At 35.3% G+C, this 16,508-nt stretch carries 15 protein-coding genes and 1 riboswitch; of the genes, 12 read left to right on the top strand and 3 right to left on the bottom strand.

Annotated features, from left to right (window positions below; all coding sequences use genetic code 11):
• Positions 1-64: 64 nt before the first annotated feature.
• From V179_RS0110070 to V179_RS0110045, 6 genes are all read left to right on the top strand, one after another.
• Entirely contained in the window at positions 65-703 is a 639-nt protein-coding gene (locus V179_RS0110070) for an amino acid ABC transporter permease (RefSeq protein ID WP_028391329.1), read from the top strand.
• Positions 704-716: 13 nt separating this feature from the next.
• On the top strand, positions 717-1,367 hold the full coding sequence (locus V179_RS0110065; protein WP_028391328.1) for an amino acid ABC transporter permease: 651 nt from the start codon (positions 717-719) through the stop codon (positions 1,365-1,367).
• 289 nt (positions 1,368-1,656) lie between these two features.
• Positions 1,657-1,785: a hypothetical protein gene (locus V179_RS32030; RefSeq protein ID WP_268745188.1), complete on the top strand. Its 129-nt coding sequence runs from the start codon at positions 1,657-1,659 to the stop codon at positions 1,783-1,785.
• A gap of 841 nt (positions 1,786-2,626) precedes the next feature.
• On the top strand, positions 2,627-3,103 hold the full coding sequence (locus V179_RS32435; protein WP_051404915.1) for a VanZ family protein: 477 nt from the start codon (positions 2,627-2,629) through the stop codon (positions 3,101-3,103).
• A gap of 148 nt (positions 3,104-3,251) precedes the next feature.
• Positions 3,252-3,374 carry a hypothetical protein gene (locus tag V179_RS32025; protein WP_268745187.1) on the top strand — a complete coding sequence of 41 codons (123 nt, stop codon included), beginning with the start codon at positions 3,252-3,254 and terminating at the stop codon, positions 3,372-3,374.
• A gap of 248 nt (positions 3,375-3,622) precedes the next feature.
• Positions 3,623-4,102: a metal-dependent hydrolase gene (locus V179_RS0110045; RefSeq protein ID WP_028391326.1), complete on the top strand. Its 480-nt coding sequence runs from the start codon at positions 3,623-3,625 to the stop codon at positions 4,100-4,102.
• 590 nt (positions 4,103-4,692) lie between these two features.
• Here the strand turns inward: V179_RS0110045 and V179_RS27720 are convergent.
• Positions 4,693-5,433 carry a L,D-transpeptidase family protein gene (locus V179_RS27720; protein ID WP_034300995.1) on the bottom strand — a complete coding sequence of 247 codons (741 nt, stop codon included), beginning with the start codon at positions 5,431-5,433 and terminating at the stop codon, positions 4,693-4,695.
• 603 nt (positions 5,434-6,036) lie between these two features.
• Here V179_RS27720 and V179_RS0110030 point away from each other — a divergent pair.
• The 3 genes from V179_RS0110030 to V179_RS0110020 all read left to right on the top strand — a co-directional run bounded on the left by V179_RS0110030 (position 6,037) and on the right by V179_RS0110020 (position 8,812).
• Positions 6,037-6,513, top strand: coding sequence for a YueI family protein (locus V179_RS0110030; RefSeq protein ID WP_028391325.1), 477 nt, complete (start codon positions 6,037-6,039; stop codon positions 6,511-6,513).
• A 341-nt stretch (positions 6,514-6,854) separates the two neighbouring features.
• A complete protein-coding gene (locus tag V179_RS0110025) occupies positions 6,855-7,946 on the top strand; it encodes a branched-chain amino acid aminotransferase (protein ID WP_028391324.1) in 1,092 nt (363 codons plus the stop codon).
• Between the two features lie 131 nt (positions 7,947-8,077).
• Complete coding sequence (locus V179_RS0110020; RefSeq protein ID WP_028391323.1) at positions 8,078-8,812, top strand: YqcI/YcgG family protein; 735 nt, start codon at positions 8,078-8,080, stop codon at positions 8,810-8,812.
• 182 nt (positions 8,813-8,994) lie between these two features.
• On the opposite strand, the gene V179_RS0110015 is transcribed toward V179_RS0110020, so the two are convergent.
• Positions 8,995-9,546, bottom strand: coding sequence for an MFS transporter (locus V179_RS0110015; protein ID WP_028391322.1), 552 nt, complete (start codon positions 9,544-9,546; stop codon positions 8,995-8,997).
• The gene (locus V179_RS0110010) at positions 9,543-10,865 is read right to left on the bottom strand and encodes an FAD-binding oxidoreductase (RefSeq protein WP_235179017.1); all 1,323 of its coding nucleotides are present in this window, start codon (positions 10,863-10,865) and stop codon (positions 9,543-9,545) included. Before V179_RS0110010 ends, V179_RS0110015 begins: the two co-directional genes overlap by 4 nt.
• Before the next feature lie 267 nt (positions 10,866-11,132).
• Here V179_RS0110010 and pepF point away from each other — a divergent pair, with 267 nt between their 5' ends.
• From pepF to ssuE, 3 genes are all read left to right on the top strand, one after another.
• Positions 11,133-12,929, top strand: a complete 1,797-nt coding sequence (pepF, locus tag V179_RS0110005; protein WP_028391320.1) for an oligoendopeptidase F — start codon at positions 11,133-11,135, stop codon at positions 12,927-12,929.
• A gap of 143 nt (positions 12,930-13,072) precedes the next feature.
• Positions 13,073-15,319, top strand: coding sequence for an AAA domain-containing protein (locus V179_RS0110000; protein WP_028391319.1), 2,247 nt, complete (start codon positions 13,073-13,075; stop codon positions 15,317-15,319).
• A gap of 407 nt (positions 15,320-15,726) precedes the next feature.
• A riboswitch (SAM riboswitch) is annotated at positions 15,727-15,831 on the top strand.
• A 45-nt stretch (positions 15,832-15,876) separates the two neighbouring features.
• A complete protein-coding gene (gene ssuE, locus V179_RS0109995) occupies positions 15,877-16,476 on the top strand; it encodes an NADPH-dependent FMN reductase (protein ID WP_051404914.1) in 600 nt (199 codons plus the stop codon).
• Positions 16,477-16,508 lie beyond the last annotated feature (32 nt).

The raw sequence follows: 16,508 nt of genomic DNA, 5'->3' as shown, positions 1-16,508 counted from the left end.
TTATAAGGTTTAATTTGTCGGGATGGGCATTTGCTCATCCTGAGTAGTTAGAGGAGTGGTTCTTATAGTGAATTTCTCGATATTGACAAATAATATTGACATGTTTCTTGATGGATTTAAGGTGACTTTAATGGCAAGCGTCATTGCACTTATCGCAAGTTTATTGCTCGGAGCCTTTATTGCTGTATTAAGAATTGCACCAAACAAGTTATTGAATTGGCTAGGTACGATATATGTTGAATTCATCCGCAACATTCCACTGTTAATCATAATGCTTTTCGTTTATTTAGTGTTTAATTTTAAAGGACTTACAGCTGGAACAATAGCTTTAACAATCTACACGACTGCTTTCATTGCAGAAGCGATTCGAGCTGGTATCCTTTCAATTTCAAAAGGACAGATGGAAGCAGCACGTTCTTCAGGCCTTACATATGGGCAGGCGATGCGTTTAATCATTTTGCCACAAGCGATTAAAGTGGTAATCCCTCCGCTGGGCAATCAATTTATTAACCTAGTAAAGAATTCTTCATTATTAGCCGTCATTGCCGGCGGTGATTTAATGTATCAAGCAGACTTAATTTCCGCAAGAACACTCGTTGTTATGGATACATATATTCTGGTTGCGATGTTTTATTTATTATTAACCATTCCCTTAAGTCTTGGAGTAGGATACTTAGAGAAACGCCTGGCTAAGAGTAATTGAAGGAGGGATAATAATGGACTTTATTGGTGCCTATTCAGCTGATCATTTAACATTTCTATTAAATGGGTTTTGGCTTACACTTAAAATGGCGTTTATTGCAATCATTTTAAGTTTTATTCTTGGTGGTGTTGTTGGAACACTCCGCTTTGCTAAAATACCAGTCTTATCACAAGTACTTGCAGTGATTGTTGAGATTATTAGAAATTTACCATTATTATTATTAATTTTCTTTACATTTTTCGCTTTGCCGGAAATCGGTATTAAATTCAAAGAAGTTCCAGCAGCTATTATTGCCTTAACGATTTTTGAAGCTGCTATGTTATCAGAAATTATTCGAAGTGGATTAAATTCTATTGATAAAGGTCAAATGGAAGCTGCTCGTTCATCAGGTTTAAGTTACTTTCAAGCATTATGGCATATCATCTTACCACAGGCTTTACGTAGAATGGTCCCGCCTACAGTTAGTCAGTTTATTTCGTTGCTAAAAGATACGTCACTGGCTGTCGTCATTTCCGTTCCAGAACTGACCCATCAAGCCCAAATTGTCTACGGTCAAAAAGTTGGCTACTTAGTTCCAACTCTATTAGTGGTTATGGTCATGTATTTTGTCGTAAATTATACATTATCTATACTATCACGTCGATTAGAAGTAAAACGAACATAAAAAGAGGATGACGAAGAACGTCACACACTTCACCGTTTAGAAAATCAAATAAGCGATATGTAGAAATTAGGTCTGAACCTCACGTAAGGGAACAGCCTTTTTTATTGTATTAAACAGAGATCCTTTGTAACAAATAATAATATTATGTTAACTTAATGAGATTGTGTTTATGTATATTAAGTATTTAATAACAATTATTTTCCAGCAAACATAAAAGATTGATTGAAGTTTCACTTTAATGTCACAATCCAAGCTCTAATATGAATAAGATAGTGTGAGGTGGAGACCCATGGAATCACTAGAAAAACAAAAAGATGAGAGCGTGCTTTTGGATGCAGAATGTCTAAAAGCAGTGGATTCTAAGAAGGAATATGTATTGGATGGTTCCTCAGAATATATCGAACAATTATTTAAATAAAAAATGAGGGGACCAAAGGGTCACCCTCTATTTTTTGAGCGGAAAAATAGTCTTATGTATTTATTTTAATGTCAATATCGGTAGAATATATTGTTTATACAAAACAAAATTTATTACTTCGTTTTGTAATTTTGACTATTTATTAAAATTATGAAAAGAAATAGCGATTAATACAAAAGCTAATTAACCAGCATTTGTATATTTCAATAAATATCTCGCTAGAATATATTATTGATCTAAAAAATCATTAAAGTAAGACAAAACAAATACTATTTCTATTTTTTAACATAATGGTAAAATTTACAAATACAAATATACTGATCCAACTTATTTTATCCCGCATTAACGGATAGTCATGACCACCACAACAAGGCATAGGGTAATCGAAGAAACCTAGGTGGGAGATAAATACCCTGTGGAAAACTATGCCACGCCGAATACCTATGCTTGTCGGGCTATCACAGGATGTGAGCAACGTCGATTTTCCTTAAAACAGTCACCTCGCTAATTGACAAAAAAGACCGATTGGTGAGATACAGTGAAACTTACAGCTGTGATCTTCAGTGGTGTAGTAGTAGCATACAGAATGTGTGTCATACAGACGAAAGACTAAAGTACGCGGCGTACTTAGTCTAAGTTCATTGAATTGGATTCGTACTCTCGAATGATCGAAGCGATAGCGAAGATCTTAACGACAGTAACAGTATTAACCATCAGTGGGAGTTGAAGAAAACTATCATAGATGGAAGTTTCACTTTATTTTCTCCACAATAATATAGTTGATATGGTATAGTTTACCCAATGAACAGAATGTTACTGAACTTAGAAATGGAGATTATACATGATTTTGCAACTCCAAAGTGTATTGTTAAAAAGATTTCTATATATAGTAGGAAGTTTACTTTTCATAATATATCTGCTATACCTCAGTTACCTATTATTCTTCGCCTATTATCGCCAGTCTGTAACTATCTTGAATTATAACTATGTTCCATTCAGCACTATAAATTTGTATTTTAGCATGTTAGCAAACGGCTACTTTTATGCTTGGTTTACAAATATCTGTGGAAATATATTAGCTTTCCTACCATTTGGATTTCTTGTATCATTATTATTTAAACATTTTTATCTGGTGAAAATGTTATTTACTTCATGTATGGTGTCTTTGCTCGTTGAAAGTTTGCAATCGAGTTTTCGGATTGGCAGTTTTGACGTAGATGATATTATTCTTAACACAATCGGAGGATTATGCGGGTATTTTATTGCGAGAATTTTTATAATGACGATGAAAAGAGTAGATCAGGTAAATTGTTCATAAGTATATAAAACGGCATTTAACTGTAATCCCAGTATTATGTTTTGTTCAACAATGGCTATTTTCTTTTTTGAAAAAATAGTTTAGAAGGTTTATTCTGTTTAAATAAGGGGTATAGATCAATAACTCAATATAAAGGGAGGCGTCCGCTGTGGTTACAATTGATATTGATTACTTATTAGAAGCAACCGAAGAGTACGCAGAAGGAGTTTTTTCTTACCCTAAGAATATAATTGATATTGATGACTTACTTGAAATTACAGATGATTGGTAATAAACCTAATTCTCAAATAGTTTTTTAGTTAAAAAAGCTGTCCCATAATGAAAGGTCAGACTACACATTTACTATATATTTATTCTACGTGCTCGTAACACGAAATAAATAGTATAGAATGTGAAGTCTGACCCTTTTTGTATACTAAAACTTCAATTAAACTCTTTTACTAGAAAACTATGACTTCATGAAAAAATGGAGTATAATGGTTTTCTATGTAAATGTTGAAAAGAGAAGGTGGAAAGAGTTTGACTGGAAAAACACATATTATGGGGGGCATTGCAGCTACTGCTGCATTTGCACAAACATCAAATTATGATCCTGCAATAATGATCATTGCTGGAGCACTTGGTGGAATGATTCCAGATATTTGTCACGGGGGAAGTAAAATTGGTAAAAAGCTGCCATGGTTATCAAAATTTATAAATGGGTTATTTGGCCATCGTACTTTAACCCACAGTATATTATTTTTAATCATTGTTAATGCCCTACTCCTATTATTTATCCCGTTTGAATCAATTCGGATTGGAATCTTGATAGGAATGGCAAGTCATCTATTGTTGGATGCAGCAACAAAAAATGGAATTAAATTATTGTATCCTTTGGACATAACATTCCGGCTGCCATTAACGATGAAAACAGGCAGTGCCTTAGAGTCTGTCGTATTAACAGCTTTGACTCTCATTGTTCTTTATTATGGAAAAGATATCTTAGTTTATTACTTATAAAGACTTACTTAAGTTTATCAATGGCAAAGATGAGTAGTTAAGTAGCTTGAACAATTAGACCATCATTTCCCGCCATTATAGGTTTTCAATCATTTGGAATTAAAAAGCCATCCTTCAAAATATGGAAGGATGGCACTTTGTTTGTATTCAGAATACGGTTGTTCCGTACCAGATCTACTCTATCCATTTTATTTGTCGTACATGAAACAATAAGCTGAATAGTTGGAGGATAAGACAGATGCTAGTTGTCTAGGTATGTAAAATAAACTTATCCTTCATTACGAATTACGCCTAAAAGAAAGAACATACCAATCGTTCCTACTGCAAATATGATTTTGATTATCCATAATACAAGTTCATCCATTACTTAAAACCCCCTTGTCCGTTATTCGATAAAACCATATGATTTAATTATAACATATTCCGCTAAGATAAAACCAAAAATGGAACAATTAGGATTGAATTAAAGTGAGGCCATCTTAAAAGCAAATGATTAATCTATACAATCGCCTGTAGATCGTATATAAAATTGATAAAACAATTATATAAAGTGAATCGAAGTCATACTTTTAAGACGTCCTCGTTATTTTTTAGATCATACCTAATGCTTTTTTCGTCATGGATCCTACTATTCCATCTGCTTGAAGCTTTCGGTTTTTTTGAAATTCTTTAACGGCTTTTTCCGTTGCTGGACCAAATATACCATCATTGCCATTTGTAGAATAGCCTAATGAAGTTAGTTGTTTTTGTAATTCAATAACCTCTGCACCTTTACTTCCACGTTTTAAAGTAATTACCGTTGATACGGAATTGACAGGGCTACCTTTTACTTTAAAACCACTACTAGCCGCAATGGATTCAAAGTTTTTTGTAGAATTTGTAATTACGACAGGAGTATTTATAGATACAGTTTCAAATAGCCACTTCACATCAGCATTGTACATGCGAATGCAGCCAGCGCTTACATAACTACCAATAGAAGCTGGATTATTATTACCGTGAATAGCATAAGTCGTTCCTTGTGTTTGCCTAGCATTCAAGCCAAGCCAACGATTACCTAAAGGGTTTTTTGGAGATCCTCCTGGGATATTACCTTTATAATAGGGACGATTGACAATTTTATTGACAATTTTGAACGTTCCTTCAGGTGTGTAATTATTCTTACTGCCAGTGGCAACACTAAATGTTTTTTTTAGTTGATTATTCTCATAATAGGCAAGCTGATTCGTGTTTTTGTTAATAATAATCAATTGAGATTTTGCAGCAGAAGTAGTTCCAACACTAAAAAATAAACAACATGCCATGATGATTACGGACAACCATTTTTTCATCCTTTTCCTTCCTTTACATATTATTTTTAATATCATCACAACATTATATGGTTTGGAATGTGATTGGATGATAAAAAGGTTAAAGGAAAAGACTAATTTGTAGGTATCAGATAATGGGGGCTGGATGAGTGAATTAATGCTTTTTTTTAAAGGCTGTTTTCACATACTTTGTTGCTATTCAATCATTTTTACACTAATAACCCGGGTTGATTTCCGTTGCAGAGGCGGTCTTAGAAGCCTCCTTAGTGCTTTGCACTTGCGGGTCTCCCTCAACACGCTTTTCCCGCAGGAGTCTCGCACCTGTAACGAAGATCAACATCTGTTCGAATTGGTTTCTTGCTAAAAACAACAATCTTTACGAAAAGAGCCTTTTTGAAAGTCTGTATTGGAAAATCAGATATAGGTAGATTTGAGCAAATATAATTGGTCCTTTCTGATTTCTAAAAAGTAAGTGAGCTTAAAGCGAAATTACTCTTTTCTTAATAATGGCTGAAAATATTAGTGATACATATGCAATTCACCAAATCTGTATCAGAAATTCTTCACAAATAAATTGTTGCTAAATACACTATTTTAGATGATCAACGCAAGGAGGGAGCCGGTTTGTCTGGCAAAAACGTAGATGAAATCATTCAACAAGGAATACATGGACAGAAGGAATTAAAACCTGAAGAAAGAAAAAGATTCCTTGGTACGATTCGAGAACGAATTATTGCTGTTTTGACACAACCACAAGTGAGGGATAAAGAGGTCTATCACGAATTTTTGAATTTGATGAAAAAGCACCCGCAGGCATTGTTATTTGCAAACGGAAATATGGAGTACGCTTCTCTAAAAAAATATATTGAAGCAGCCCGAGTTAACAAAATCCCATATAAGATGGTGATTAATAAAGATTATAACACTGACATTGGCCTTGTTTTAGCTTATGAGTATGCAATTGATAAAGAAGAGATTTTTCTAGAAAAAAAAGTTACAAACCTTGAAGTCGCCAATGTAAAAGAAAAGGGCTCTTTGGCTAAATTAGCGAGTTGGTTAAGAGAAAAACGCCATGAAGTAAAGGGAAAAAGTAATTCATAAGAATTAAGGATGTCCCAAAAAGGATTTGACAAAGTCACGACACTGTATGTGACCCTATACTTACGGGGCATCCACATCTCTTAGTTTTTTAGGGAAAATTGGCAATTGAAAAATACCCCATATTACATAATCCAATCCATAGAAGCTGTACAATGAAATGGGGATAGAGTGAATTGTTATAGTATGAAGGGAAACCTACATTAAATATAGTAGAAAAAACAGTTAAGTTTATTAAAAAATTCGGAAAATTAGGTTATTAATGCTTGAACTTTGATAGCAGGAGGTAGTACAATGAAATATAGAATTTTTTATAAATTATTATCCACAAGGGAGTCTTGGTAATGAAGGAACATGACATGGAGATCACACTAACAACAACGAAGAAAGAAAAGCCGAAATCTGATCAACTAGAATTTGGGAAAGTGTTTACTGATCATATGTTTATTATGGATTATACTGAAGGAAATGGATGGCATGATCCAAGAATCGTTCCTTATCAATCGATTACACTCGAACCCTCTGCAATGATTTTTCACTATGGACAATCTGTATTTGAAGGAATGAAAGCATATTATACAGATGACAAAGATATCGTTTTATTTCGTCCGGAAAAGAATTTCCAACGGTTAAATAAATCGAATGATCGTCTTTGCATACCTGAGGTAGATATCGATTTTGCTTTGGCAGCATTGAAAAAATTAATTGTTATTGATAAAGAATGGATTCCAGATGCAGAAGGTACATCACTCTATATTCGACCATTTATTATATCTACAGAGCCGTTCTTAGGCGTATCACCTTCTTCACGCTATAAATTTATCATTATTATGTCACCTGTAGGTTCATATTATAAAGAAGGAATTCACCCTGTAAAGATTGCAGTTGAAAATGAGTTTGTGCGGGCTGTCGTAGGTGGAACCGGTACAGCGAAAACAGGCGGCAATTATGCGTCTAGTTTAAAAGCGCAAAAAGTATCTGAAGAAAATGGCTATTCTCAAGTACTTTGGCTTGATGGTGTTGAAAGAAAATATATTGAAGAAGTAGGAAGTATGAATGTATTTTTCAAAATCGACGGGGAGGTAGTAACGCCTGCACTAAATGGCAGTATTCTTGACGGTGTTACTAGATCATCGATCATTGAAATGCTTGAACATTGGAACATTCCTGTTTCACAACGGAAAATTTCCATGGAAGAGGTATATCAAGCTCATCAAGAAGGAAAATTGGAAGAAGCATTTGGTACTGGAACGGCTGCTGTCATTTCACCAATTGGCGAGTTTTTCTGGAATGATGAAAAACTCATCCTCAATGGAGGAAAAACGGGTGAATTATCAACGAAATTATACAACACGATTACTAGAATCCAAACTGGTAAAGAAGAAGATCAGTTAGGGTGGGTCACACATGTTGAAGAAAAGGTTACTCAAAAATAAAAAAAGGGCAAGCAAATGGAAAATCCAGATGCTTGCCCTTTTTTAAGCATGGTAGCGCAATGAAACGTTTTATTTCTTTTTAGCTGGTAGGTAAAGAAGTAAAAGACAAATAATGATAAGGGGTTGAAATAATGCAAATTACTTCTCCGAGCTTATTGACGAAAGAAGATATGCAAAATCCTGATAAAGTACCTGCGTGGTTAATTCAGGAATACCAAACCTTTCATAACATTGTAACCGATAAGACGTTTCCATGCTATTTTGGAATGAAAGCTGAAAATAAGGGTGAGCTTCGCTATGCGTACATAACTCAAGATGATTGGACCAATCTACCGAAAGCGATTGAAGAATTCCTAGAATTATTTCAGGAGCCACCATATATTCGACATGGGCTATTTGTTTTTGTTGAACCAGAAAAAGAAGAGGGGGATATTGCGCATTTTCGAAATTATTTTTGGAATGTTTTGCAATATTTGCATGAGCATGATCCGAAAGAATGGCCCAAAGACAAACCGAGAGACCCGGAACACCATCTTTGGGATTTTCATTTTGCGGGAGAACCTTTTTTCATATTCGGTAACGCACCTGCCTATAAACAGCGGAAAACTCGTGACTTAGGGAGAGGGCTTGTGCTTGGAATTCAGCCTAGAATGATTTTCAACGGACTTGAAGGAACAGAAAAAGGTGGGATTATGTCACGTGAAAAAGTAAGAGAACGCGTTGAAAAATGGGATAATCTACCTAAGCATCCGGATATTAGCCATTATGGTGACCCAGAACATAATGAATGGAAACAATTTTTTATCGGTGATGATATTGAACCTATACTAGGAAAATGCCCGTTTCACCATAAAGATTTCATGTAAGAAAATTAATTTAGGGGAGTCTAATGATCGTCTAAAACACAAAATAGGCTTCACTTTTTCAGAACAGACAGGACAAAAAATATCTTCTGTCTGTTCTTCACTTTCTGACATCCTATCTCAATAATAAAATGAATTTATATCCAATGTAGAAAACAATGGTTGAAAGTTTAAATCTGTGAATATTACCTATGAAAGGCTTCAGTTGTATCCTGTTTCATGATATAAAACCCACTCCAAGCAAATACAGCCGATGCAAGATAAAAGATACTGCCGATTGTCAGAAAATCAACTAAATAACCTGTGGTAATAACAGCAATTGCTACACCAATTGATGTCCAAATATGATAGTGGCCGATTTCTTTCCCAGCTGTTTCTGGTTTTACAGAACGAGCTATAACAGTTTTTTCCGAGTTTTTTTGTACGGCACCTAATAACCCCATTACAATCTGCAATACATAAACATGCCAAATTTCATAAGCGAGCGGAAAAGCGAGCAAGATCAGTGCCATACCCCAAGAATAAAGGATCAACAATACTTTATCTCCAACACGATCAGCGAATTTTCCAATTGCAGAATAACTCAGTGCTGCTGTTAATGCGAATAAACCATAGGCCCAGCCAAACTGAGAATAGCTGCTGCCGGCATTTTTCAATAGTAAAACATAAAACGGAAAAATCATACTAGCTGCCATACCGACAGTCCCTTGATAAATAATAAATCGTCTATAATTCATTGGTGGTACTCCTTGTAGAATAGATTCATGAACCGCCCTTTAGGATCATACTTTTTTTTCAGGGCAAAGAATTCAGCTGTTCGTGGGTACGCTTTTTCTAACTGTGCTCTCGTAGGATATTGATAATACGGAAGATAGTAACTTCCTTCGTGATCTAAGGTTATATCTATCATGTTTCGGATTACACGCTCCGTGTCTTCAATACGATCTTTACTTGTCCCTTGGTTAATAAGCATAACGAGGGCAAACATATCATCTTTTGCATAACTCATAACTGCTTCTTCATTTTTCTCCACATAGCGGACGGTGATATTCAATAAGTTAAAATCTTTTTCATTTTTAAGCGAATCCCTAAGATCATCGATATAAGCAGAAAATTGATGAACTGGAACAAAGTATTCCTGTAATACTTCTGTTTTGTTAAAACTATCATACTCCATAAATGTGGAATCGGATCGCATGGCATTATTTCTAGTAATGTATGAATCATTAATATTCTCATTGTATGTGTTTTGAGTAGTCCAAAACATATTTTTCCCCCAATCATTCAAGCGAGCAAGTCCGAGAAAGAATTTGGGTATTGCAATGATTGTTTCTCGTTTTAACGAACTATACTTCTCTAACTGTGATCGGTCATCGGTTTCGTAATAATCAGTTACATACATTTCCTTTAATAAGCTGTCAGGTGCAACCGAGATTCTAGCGAGATGCATTTTTACGGCGTCGTTTTGAAGGACTTCACGGGTAAAATACGCGCTATAATCATCATAAGCTATTGATTTTGTTTGAATTTGATAGAGTTCATCGTCTGTCAATTGAAAAGTGACATCAAGAATTACTCCGAATAATCCATAACCTCCTATTACTGCATGGAATAACTCTGAATTCGTATCACGACTTACATTAATGATTTCACCCTGTGCGTTTAATAGGCGAAATGATTCAACAGTTTCGATCAAGGCGTGATGGCGTATGTCACGACCATGCACATTTACACTCAATGAACCGCCTACTGTAAAAATATTTTGTGACTGGCTTACTTTTAAAGCAAGACCATAGGGATTGATGAATTTTTGAATATCTGCCCAAGTTGCTCCACTTTGAACCGTAATTTGCTTTTTATTTTCATCTAATTTCAAAATTTTATTATATTGTTTCATATCAAGTAGGATTCCATTTGGATATAGCGTTTGCCCACCTTGACTGTGCTGCATACCGGCAATGGATATTGGATCATGATGGGTGTTTGCGTTTAATACAATCTCTCTAAGCTTATCTTCATCATCACTAGATTTAACTGCTTTCATCCTAACAGGCAAGAGACGGCCTTTATCTTCTACTACTGGATTTGAAAGCTGAAATTGAAAGTATGATAATGAGCATATAAATATTACCAAATAGATTAAGATAGCGAAATAACGATACTTGAAAATTAGTCTCGCCTCCTTTTGGAAAAATGTAGCTATACTTTCCTATATTACACCATATTATGAAAGATGCTCGACATTTTCGAAAAAACACCTAATTATACAGATTCATACATTTTCGATATAATGGGAAAAATAATATAAAAAGGGGGATAAATTATGACCGCATATTCGAGTAGAGCTGATGTTAAAGTAGAGGAAACTTGGAAATTGGAGGATATTTACGAAAACGAGGGAAATTGGGAAAAGGATTTTCGATCAATCTTGAATAGTGTGGAAAAGTTAAAGGCATTTGACGGGAAAATTGACGATGCAGAGTCATTATTTGGTTATTTATCACTTAGTGAGGAATTAGGGTATACATATAAAAAGCTATATGTATACGCCATGCTTCAAGTGGACTTAGACACAAGAGTATCCACTACACAAGGTTTGCTTGATCGCGCTAGTCAATTAGGGCAAAAAATTAGCTCCGCAACTTCGTTTTTTATGCCATTTTTATTAAGTCTTGAAGAAAGTACATTAAAAGCATACATAAATGAAGTAGAAGGACTACGCTATTTCGAGGATGATTTGCTCGATTCTTATCGTTTTAAAACGCATGTACTAAACAAAGATCAAGAAGCGATTCTTTCACAGCTTGGTGATGCCCTTTCTTCTCCGCAAAAAACATTTGGCATGATTAACAATGCTGATATTAAATTTGGAGAAGTGACAAACGACGATGGTGAAAGGGTTACTTTAACACGTGGTATGTACAGTAAATTGATTGAAGATCAAGACCGAAAAAAAAGGAGAGAGGCATACAAGTCCTACTATCAACCTTATATCCAGTTGCAAAATACAATTGCCACGACTCTTTCTTCAGCAATTCGAAACAATACGACGATGGCTAAAACAAGGAACTATCCATCTGCTCTTGAAAAATCATTATTTTCAGATCAAGTCCCAACAGAAGTATATAATAATCTTATTTCGGCAACGAAAGCGAATATTAAACCGATGTATGACTATATAAAATTACGTAAGAAGCATCTAGGTGTTGATGAATTACATCCATATGATTTAAGTGTTCCGCTTGTACAAGAGGCAAAGGAAGATATCCCATATGACGAAGCGTTTGAAATCATGATACAAGCTCTGAAGCCACTTGGCGAAGAGTATGTATCGACTCTTTTGAGCTTCAAAGAAAATCGTTATTACGATGTAAGGGAAACCCCAGGTAAACGATCTGGCGCTTATAACTTAGGTTTATATGGTGTTCATCCATTTGTTCTATTAAACCATCAAGATGATTTGGACAGTTTATTTACATTAGCACATGAATCTGGTCATGCAATGCATTCGTATTTCAGTTCAAAATATCAACCACAAATATCAGCAGGTTACTCCATCTTTGTTGCTGAAGTGGCATCAACCGTGAACGAAATCCTATTAATTCGTTATTTAATAAACACAACGAAAGATCTGAATAAAAAGAAGCATTTACTTAACCATTTTATTGATAGTTTTAAAGGGACTTTCTTCACACAAGTCATGTTTGGAGAATTCGAAAAAATTACTCACGAAAAAGCAGAGAATGACGAACCTTTGAATGCTGAAGTATTCAATACGATCTACGAAACGATATACCGAGAATATAATGGGAAAGATATCGTTTTTGATGATGAAGTTAAATTCGGCTGGTCTAGAATTCCCCATTTTTACCGACCGTTCTACGTTTATAAATATGCTACGGGATATGCTTCTGCTATCGATATCGCAGACCGGATTTTATCTGGTGAGGCCGATGCACTAAAACAGTACTTAATGTTTCTAAAAAGCGGCAGTTCAGAATATCCTCTTGAATTGCTAAAGAAAACTGGAGTCGATCTTACTAAACCCGAGCCGATTGAAAATGCGTTAAAGATATTTAGTGAACTAGTGAAGGAATTTGGCGAATTATTGGAGAAGTAATATTTCAAAAGAGGCTAATCTCAGCAAAGGTTTAATTCTTTGCTGAGAAAGCCTTTTTTCAATCAATTATGATACTTTGACAAATCTTGTGAAATGCGTACTATTGTAAAAGAACATGAATTTATTATTAAAAGGAAGATATAATGAACTCAACGGTAAGCTATATAAAAGAATGGCAATCAGCATTAGATAATGAAATCCGCCATTTAAAAAAGTACGGAAGTACAAAATATCACGTTTTGAATGGTCATTTGATAGATCAGGTAGACGGGTTTACTTATTACTTTGAAACGGTTGGTTCACTAAGGATTCCAGTCGGATCCATAGTTCGTCTGGAATGGGGAGGGATCAAGCAAGACGGATTTGTCCTCTCCTCTGAAGGCAAAAGCATCATTTTATTATTTGAAAAAACACTTGGTGATTTGATTTCCGAAGCCTACCTTTATCATGATCCATGGGAGCTGTTGGAGCAATTAATTGAGCGCCTAGACGAAATGAAGAAAAGTAAGAAAAAGCGGCTTCGAGTCAAACGGTTGATGGACCCGTCGATGGAGAGCAGGCATCCGATAGCTCAGGACCACAGCAGTGTTAAGGAGCTTTTTTTACGTTCTAATTTTAATCCTATCACTTATGTTTGGGGACCCCCGGGAACTGGAAAAACATATACTTTGGCCCGAACAGCAGCAAATCATTATTTTAAAGGGAAAAAACTATTAGTTCTCTCGCATAGCAATCAAGCCGTTGATGTACTAATGGCTGAAATTTCCGCGTTTACAAAAAAGAAACAACGTTTTAAAGAAGGCGATATACTTAGGTATGGTTCGCATACTGGGGAAAGTTTAGCTAATCATCTTGATATCATATCAAGCCAGTTGTTGGAAAAGTTTGAACCTGATTTAGTTGAGGATAAGCAAAAATTAACTGAAGAGAAAAGGCTCTTAAAACAAGATCTATCTGGCTCATTTAGTAAGCGTGATACAGACCGATTGATTGAATTGGAAAAAAAGCTAGGTAGAATTATAGAAAAGTTTCACCGTAAAGAAATGGAGCTCGTGAAGCAAGCGAAAATTGTTGGTAGCACATTGGCTAAAGCAGCGAGCGACAGCACGATATTTGAAAAGGAATATGATGTAATTATAGTTGATGAAGCAAGTATGGCTTATGTGCCACAAGTTGCGTTTGCTGCTTCTTTAGGCAAAAACATCATCGTTTGCGGTGACTTTAAACAATTGCCGCCCATTGCTTCTGCACGTGATGAATCAGTGAATAAATGGTTAAAGGAAGATATTTTTCATCGTTCAGAAGTCGCGAATGTAGTGAATGAAGGTAAGCTCCATCCACATTTGTTTCTACTTAAAGAACAACGGAGAATGCATCCGGATATTTCCGCTTTCACGAATAAATTTATTTATCATTCCCTTGTTGGCGATCATAAGAGTGTACTTATGAGCCGTGAAGAAATCACAGGGAGAAGGCCGTTCCCAAACCGTGCTTTAATGCTATTAGAGACGAGTGGTACAGGTGAACATTGCATAACAGAGCGTTCATCGAAATCAAGAATAAATCTTTGGCAGTTGTTCATATCGTTTCAACTACTTCATGAAGCATATTCAAGCGGCTCACGCTCTATTGGCTATGTGACACCTTATCGTGCTCAATCTTGTCTTATGGATTTATTATTACAAGATATTTATAAGAAAGAGCTTGAACTAGCAGATATTATCGCTGCAACAGTCCATCGATTTCAGGGAAGCGAACGGGATGTAATGATATTTGATACAGTTGATAGCTATCCTGAAACACGTCCTGGCATGCTTTTGACAGGAAAAAATAGTGAGCGGCTTATTAATGTTGCGATTACGAGAACAAAAGGAAAATTCATTCAAGTGAGCGATGCGGACTATATTCGAAAAAAGGTATATCTAGGCAAAACATTACGTAAACTTGTGGACCATCAAGCATCTTACGGATATACAGTAAGGCCGAAGGATATTGGGAAGTGGATTCAAAATCAACATCCGAAGCTCCAATGGATGCATGCACGTAAACTAGATGTTCTAAGTAAGGATATTAAAAAAGCACGCCATTCTATACTATTGTCAATACCTGATACAGGAATTGTTACGGAAGAATGGATAAATATGTTGAATAGTAAAGAACAACATGTCAAGATTACACTTATTTCAACTCGTCCGGTTCCCGGCTTGGCAGTAGTAGAACAAATTGAAACTAGTGTTGCATTTCCTTTCATCATTATTGATAAGCAATATTTCTGGTTAGGTGTTCCACTTGAAGCAGCGAGCAGACTTTTACCACCTTATGTGGCAGCACGCTTAGATTCAGTAGCAGTAGTTGAACATTTTCTTACACAACTACCTGGGATAGAATAGGAGTAACTAAAAGGGTCTGGACACATTAAAGATGTGTCCAGACCCTTTAATTTATCCTACATTAATAGAAAGTCAAAATCCTAAAGACTTAGCAGAATTGAAGAAGAGTAGGTGAAATACAACTGTCTGTAAAAACCCGATTGGTGAGTTCTAGTGAAACTTACTCGTGCCTAATGGCGCTTATATACCGTAAGTTTTTCGTTTAGCGACAGGAAAATAAGGCTTACCATCAGGGAGAAATGAAAAAATATTGATGAAATTTTCATATTATATCTTGAGCAATTAGATTACGTGCATCATAGTATGTTCTATGTGAGTAAGTATTATTCAAACAATTCCGATGAAAGATATATGAATTAATCTTGACTTTTAGTTATTAGAATATTATGATAAAAATAATTTAATAATACTTATCAAGAGAAGCCGAGGGACTGGCCCGATGAAGCTTCAGCAACCTCTACAACTAGTAGAAAGGTGCTAATTCCTGCAAGCATATGCTTGTTAGATAAGGGTGACTAATGTAAAAGTCCTCTTTCTTTCAGGAAAGAGGACTTTTTATGTTAATTCGTACAAAGGATAATTACTATTTTACTAAGAAAGAAGGTCAACAAATGCCTAATGTTGTAATTTTATCTGGAAGCCCTTCAGCACCTTCTAGGACTGATTTTGTTTTAAAATTTGTTCAATCATTGTTAGAAAAGGAGAATATAACGGTAACGTATGTTTCCGTTTTGGATATTCCTGCTGAGGATTTGCATAATGCACGCTATAATAGCAGTGAAATTAAAGCGATTGCAAAGTCAATTGAGGAAGCGGATGGTGTAATTATTGGTTCTCCTGTCTACAAAGCTTCCTACACAGGTGTGTTAAAATCTCTAATCGATTTAATTCCAGAAGGTGCGTTTAAAGGAATTCCAGTGTTACCAATAATGGTCGGTGGGAGTAAAGCACACTTATTAGCAATCGATTTTGCCTTAAAACCGCTTATTACCACTTTAAAAGGAAGAGCCACTCAAGGGACTTATATTATAGATAACCAAATCGATAAAGAAAATAGTTTACAACCTATTACTGATCAAGATATACAAGCACGACTTAATAACGATTTAGAGGAGTTTCTCCAAATCATTAAACAAACTAAAGCAATAACCTCTTAAGCACATTTTTAGCACCATATTTCATCATAAAA

The sequence above is a fragment of the Bacillus cihuensis genome (assembly GCF_000504145.1).
In the GTDB taxonomy this organism is placed as follows: Bacteria; Bacillota; Bacilli; order Bacillales; family DSM-1321; genus Peribacillus; species Peribacillus huizhouensis.
The sequence above is the reverse complement of the archived record's forward strand: the minus strand, read 5'-3'. Positions and strand labels throughout refer to the sequence as shown.

What these genes read in the sequence shown, in the direction of transcription:
- V179_RS0110065 (WP_028391328.1), top strand. Translation starts at nt 717, where the DNA reads ATGGACTTTATTGGTGCCTATTCAGCTGATCATTTAACATTTCTATTA.
- V179_RS32030 (WP_268745188.1), top strand. Translation starts at nt 1,657, where the DNA reads ATGGAATCACTAGAAAAACAAAAAGATGAGAGCGTGCTTTTGGATGCA.
- V179_RS32435 (WP_051404915.1), top strand. Translation starts at nt 2,627, where the DNA reads ATGATTTTGCAACTCCAAAGTGTATTGTTAAAAAGATTTCTATATATA.
- V179_RS27720 (WP_034300995.1), bottom strand. Translation starts at nt 5,433, where the DNA reads ATGAAAAAATGGTTGTCCGTAATCATCATGGCATGTTGTTTATTTTTT.
- V179_RS0110025 (WP_028391324.1), top strand. Translation starts at nt 6,855, where the DNA reads ATGAAGGAACATGACATGGAGATCACACTAACAACAACGAAGAAAGAA.
- V179_RS0110020 (WP_028391323.1), top strand. Translation starts at nt 8,078, where the DNA reads ATGCAAATTACTTCTCCGAGCTTATTGACGAAAGAAGATATGCAAAAT.
- V179_RS0110015 (WP_028391322.1), bottom strand. Translation starts at nt 9,546, where the DNA reads ATGAATTATAGACGATTTATTATTTATCAAGGGACTGTCGGTATGGCA.
- pepF (WP_028391320.1), top strand. Translation starts at nt 11,133, where the DNA reads ATGACCGCATATTCGAGTAGAGCTGATGTTAAAGTAGAGGAAACTTGG.
- V179_RS0110000 (WP_028391319.1), top strand. Translation starts at nt 13,073, where the DNA reads ATGAACTCAACGGTAAGCTATATAAAAGAATGGCAATCAGCATTAGAT.
- ssuE (WP_051404914.1), top strand. Translation starts at nt 15,877, where the DNA reads ATGTTAATTCGTACAAAGGATAATTACTATTTTACTAAGAAAGAAGGT.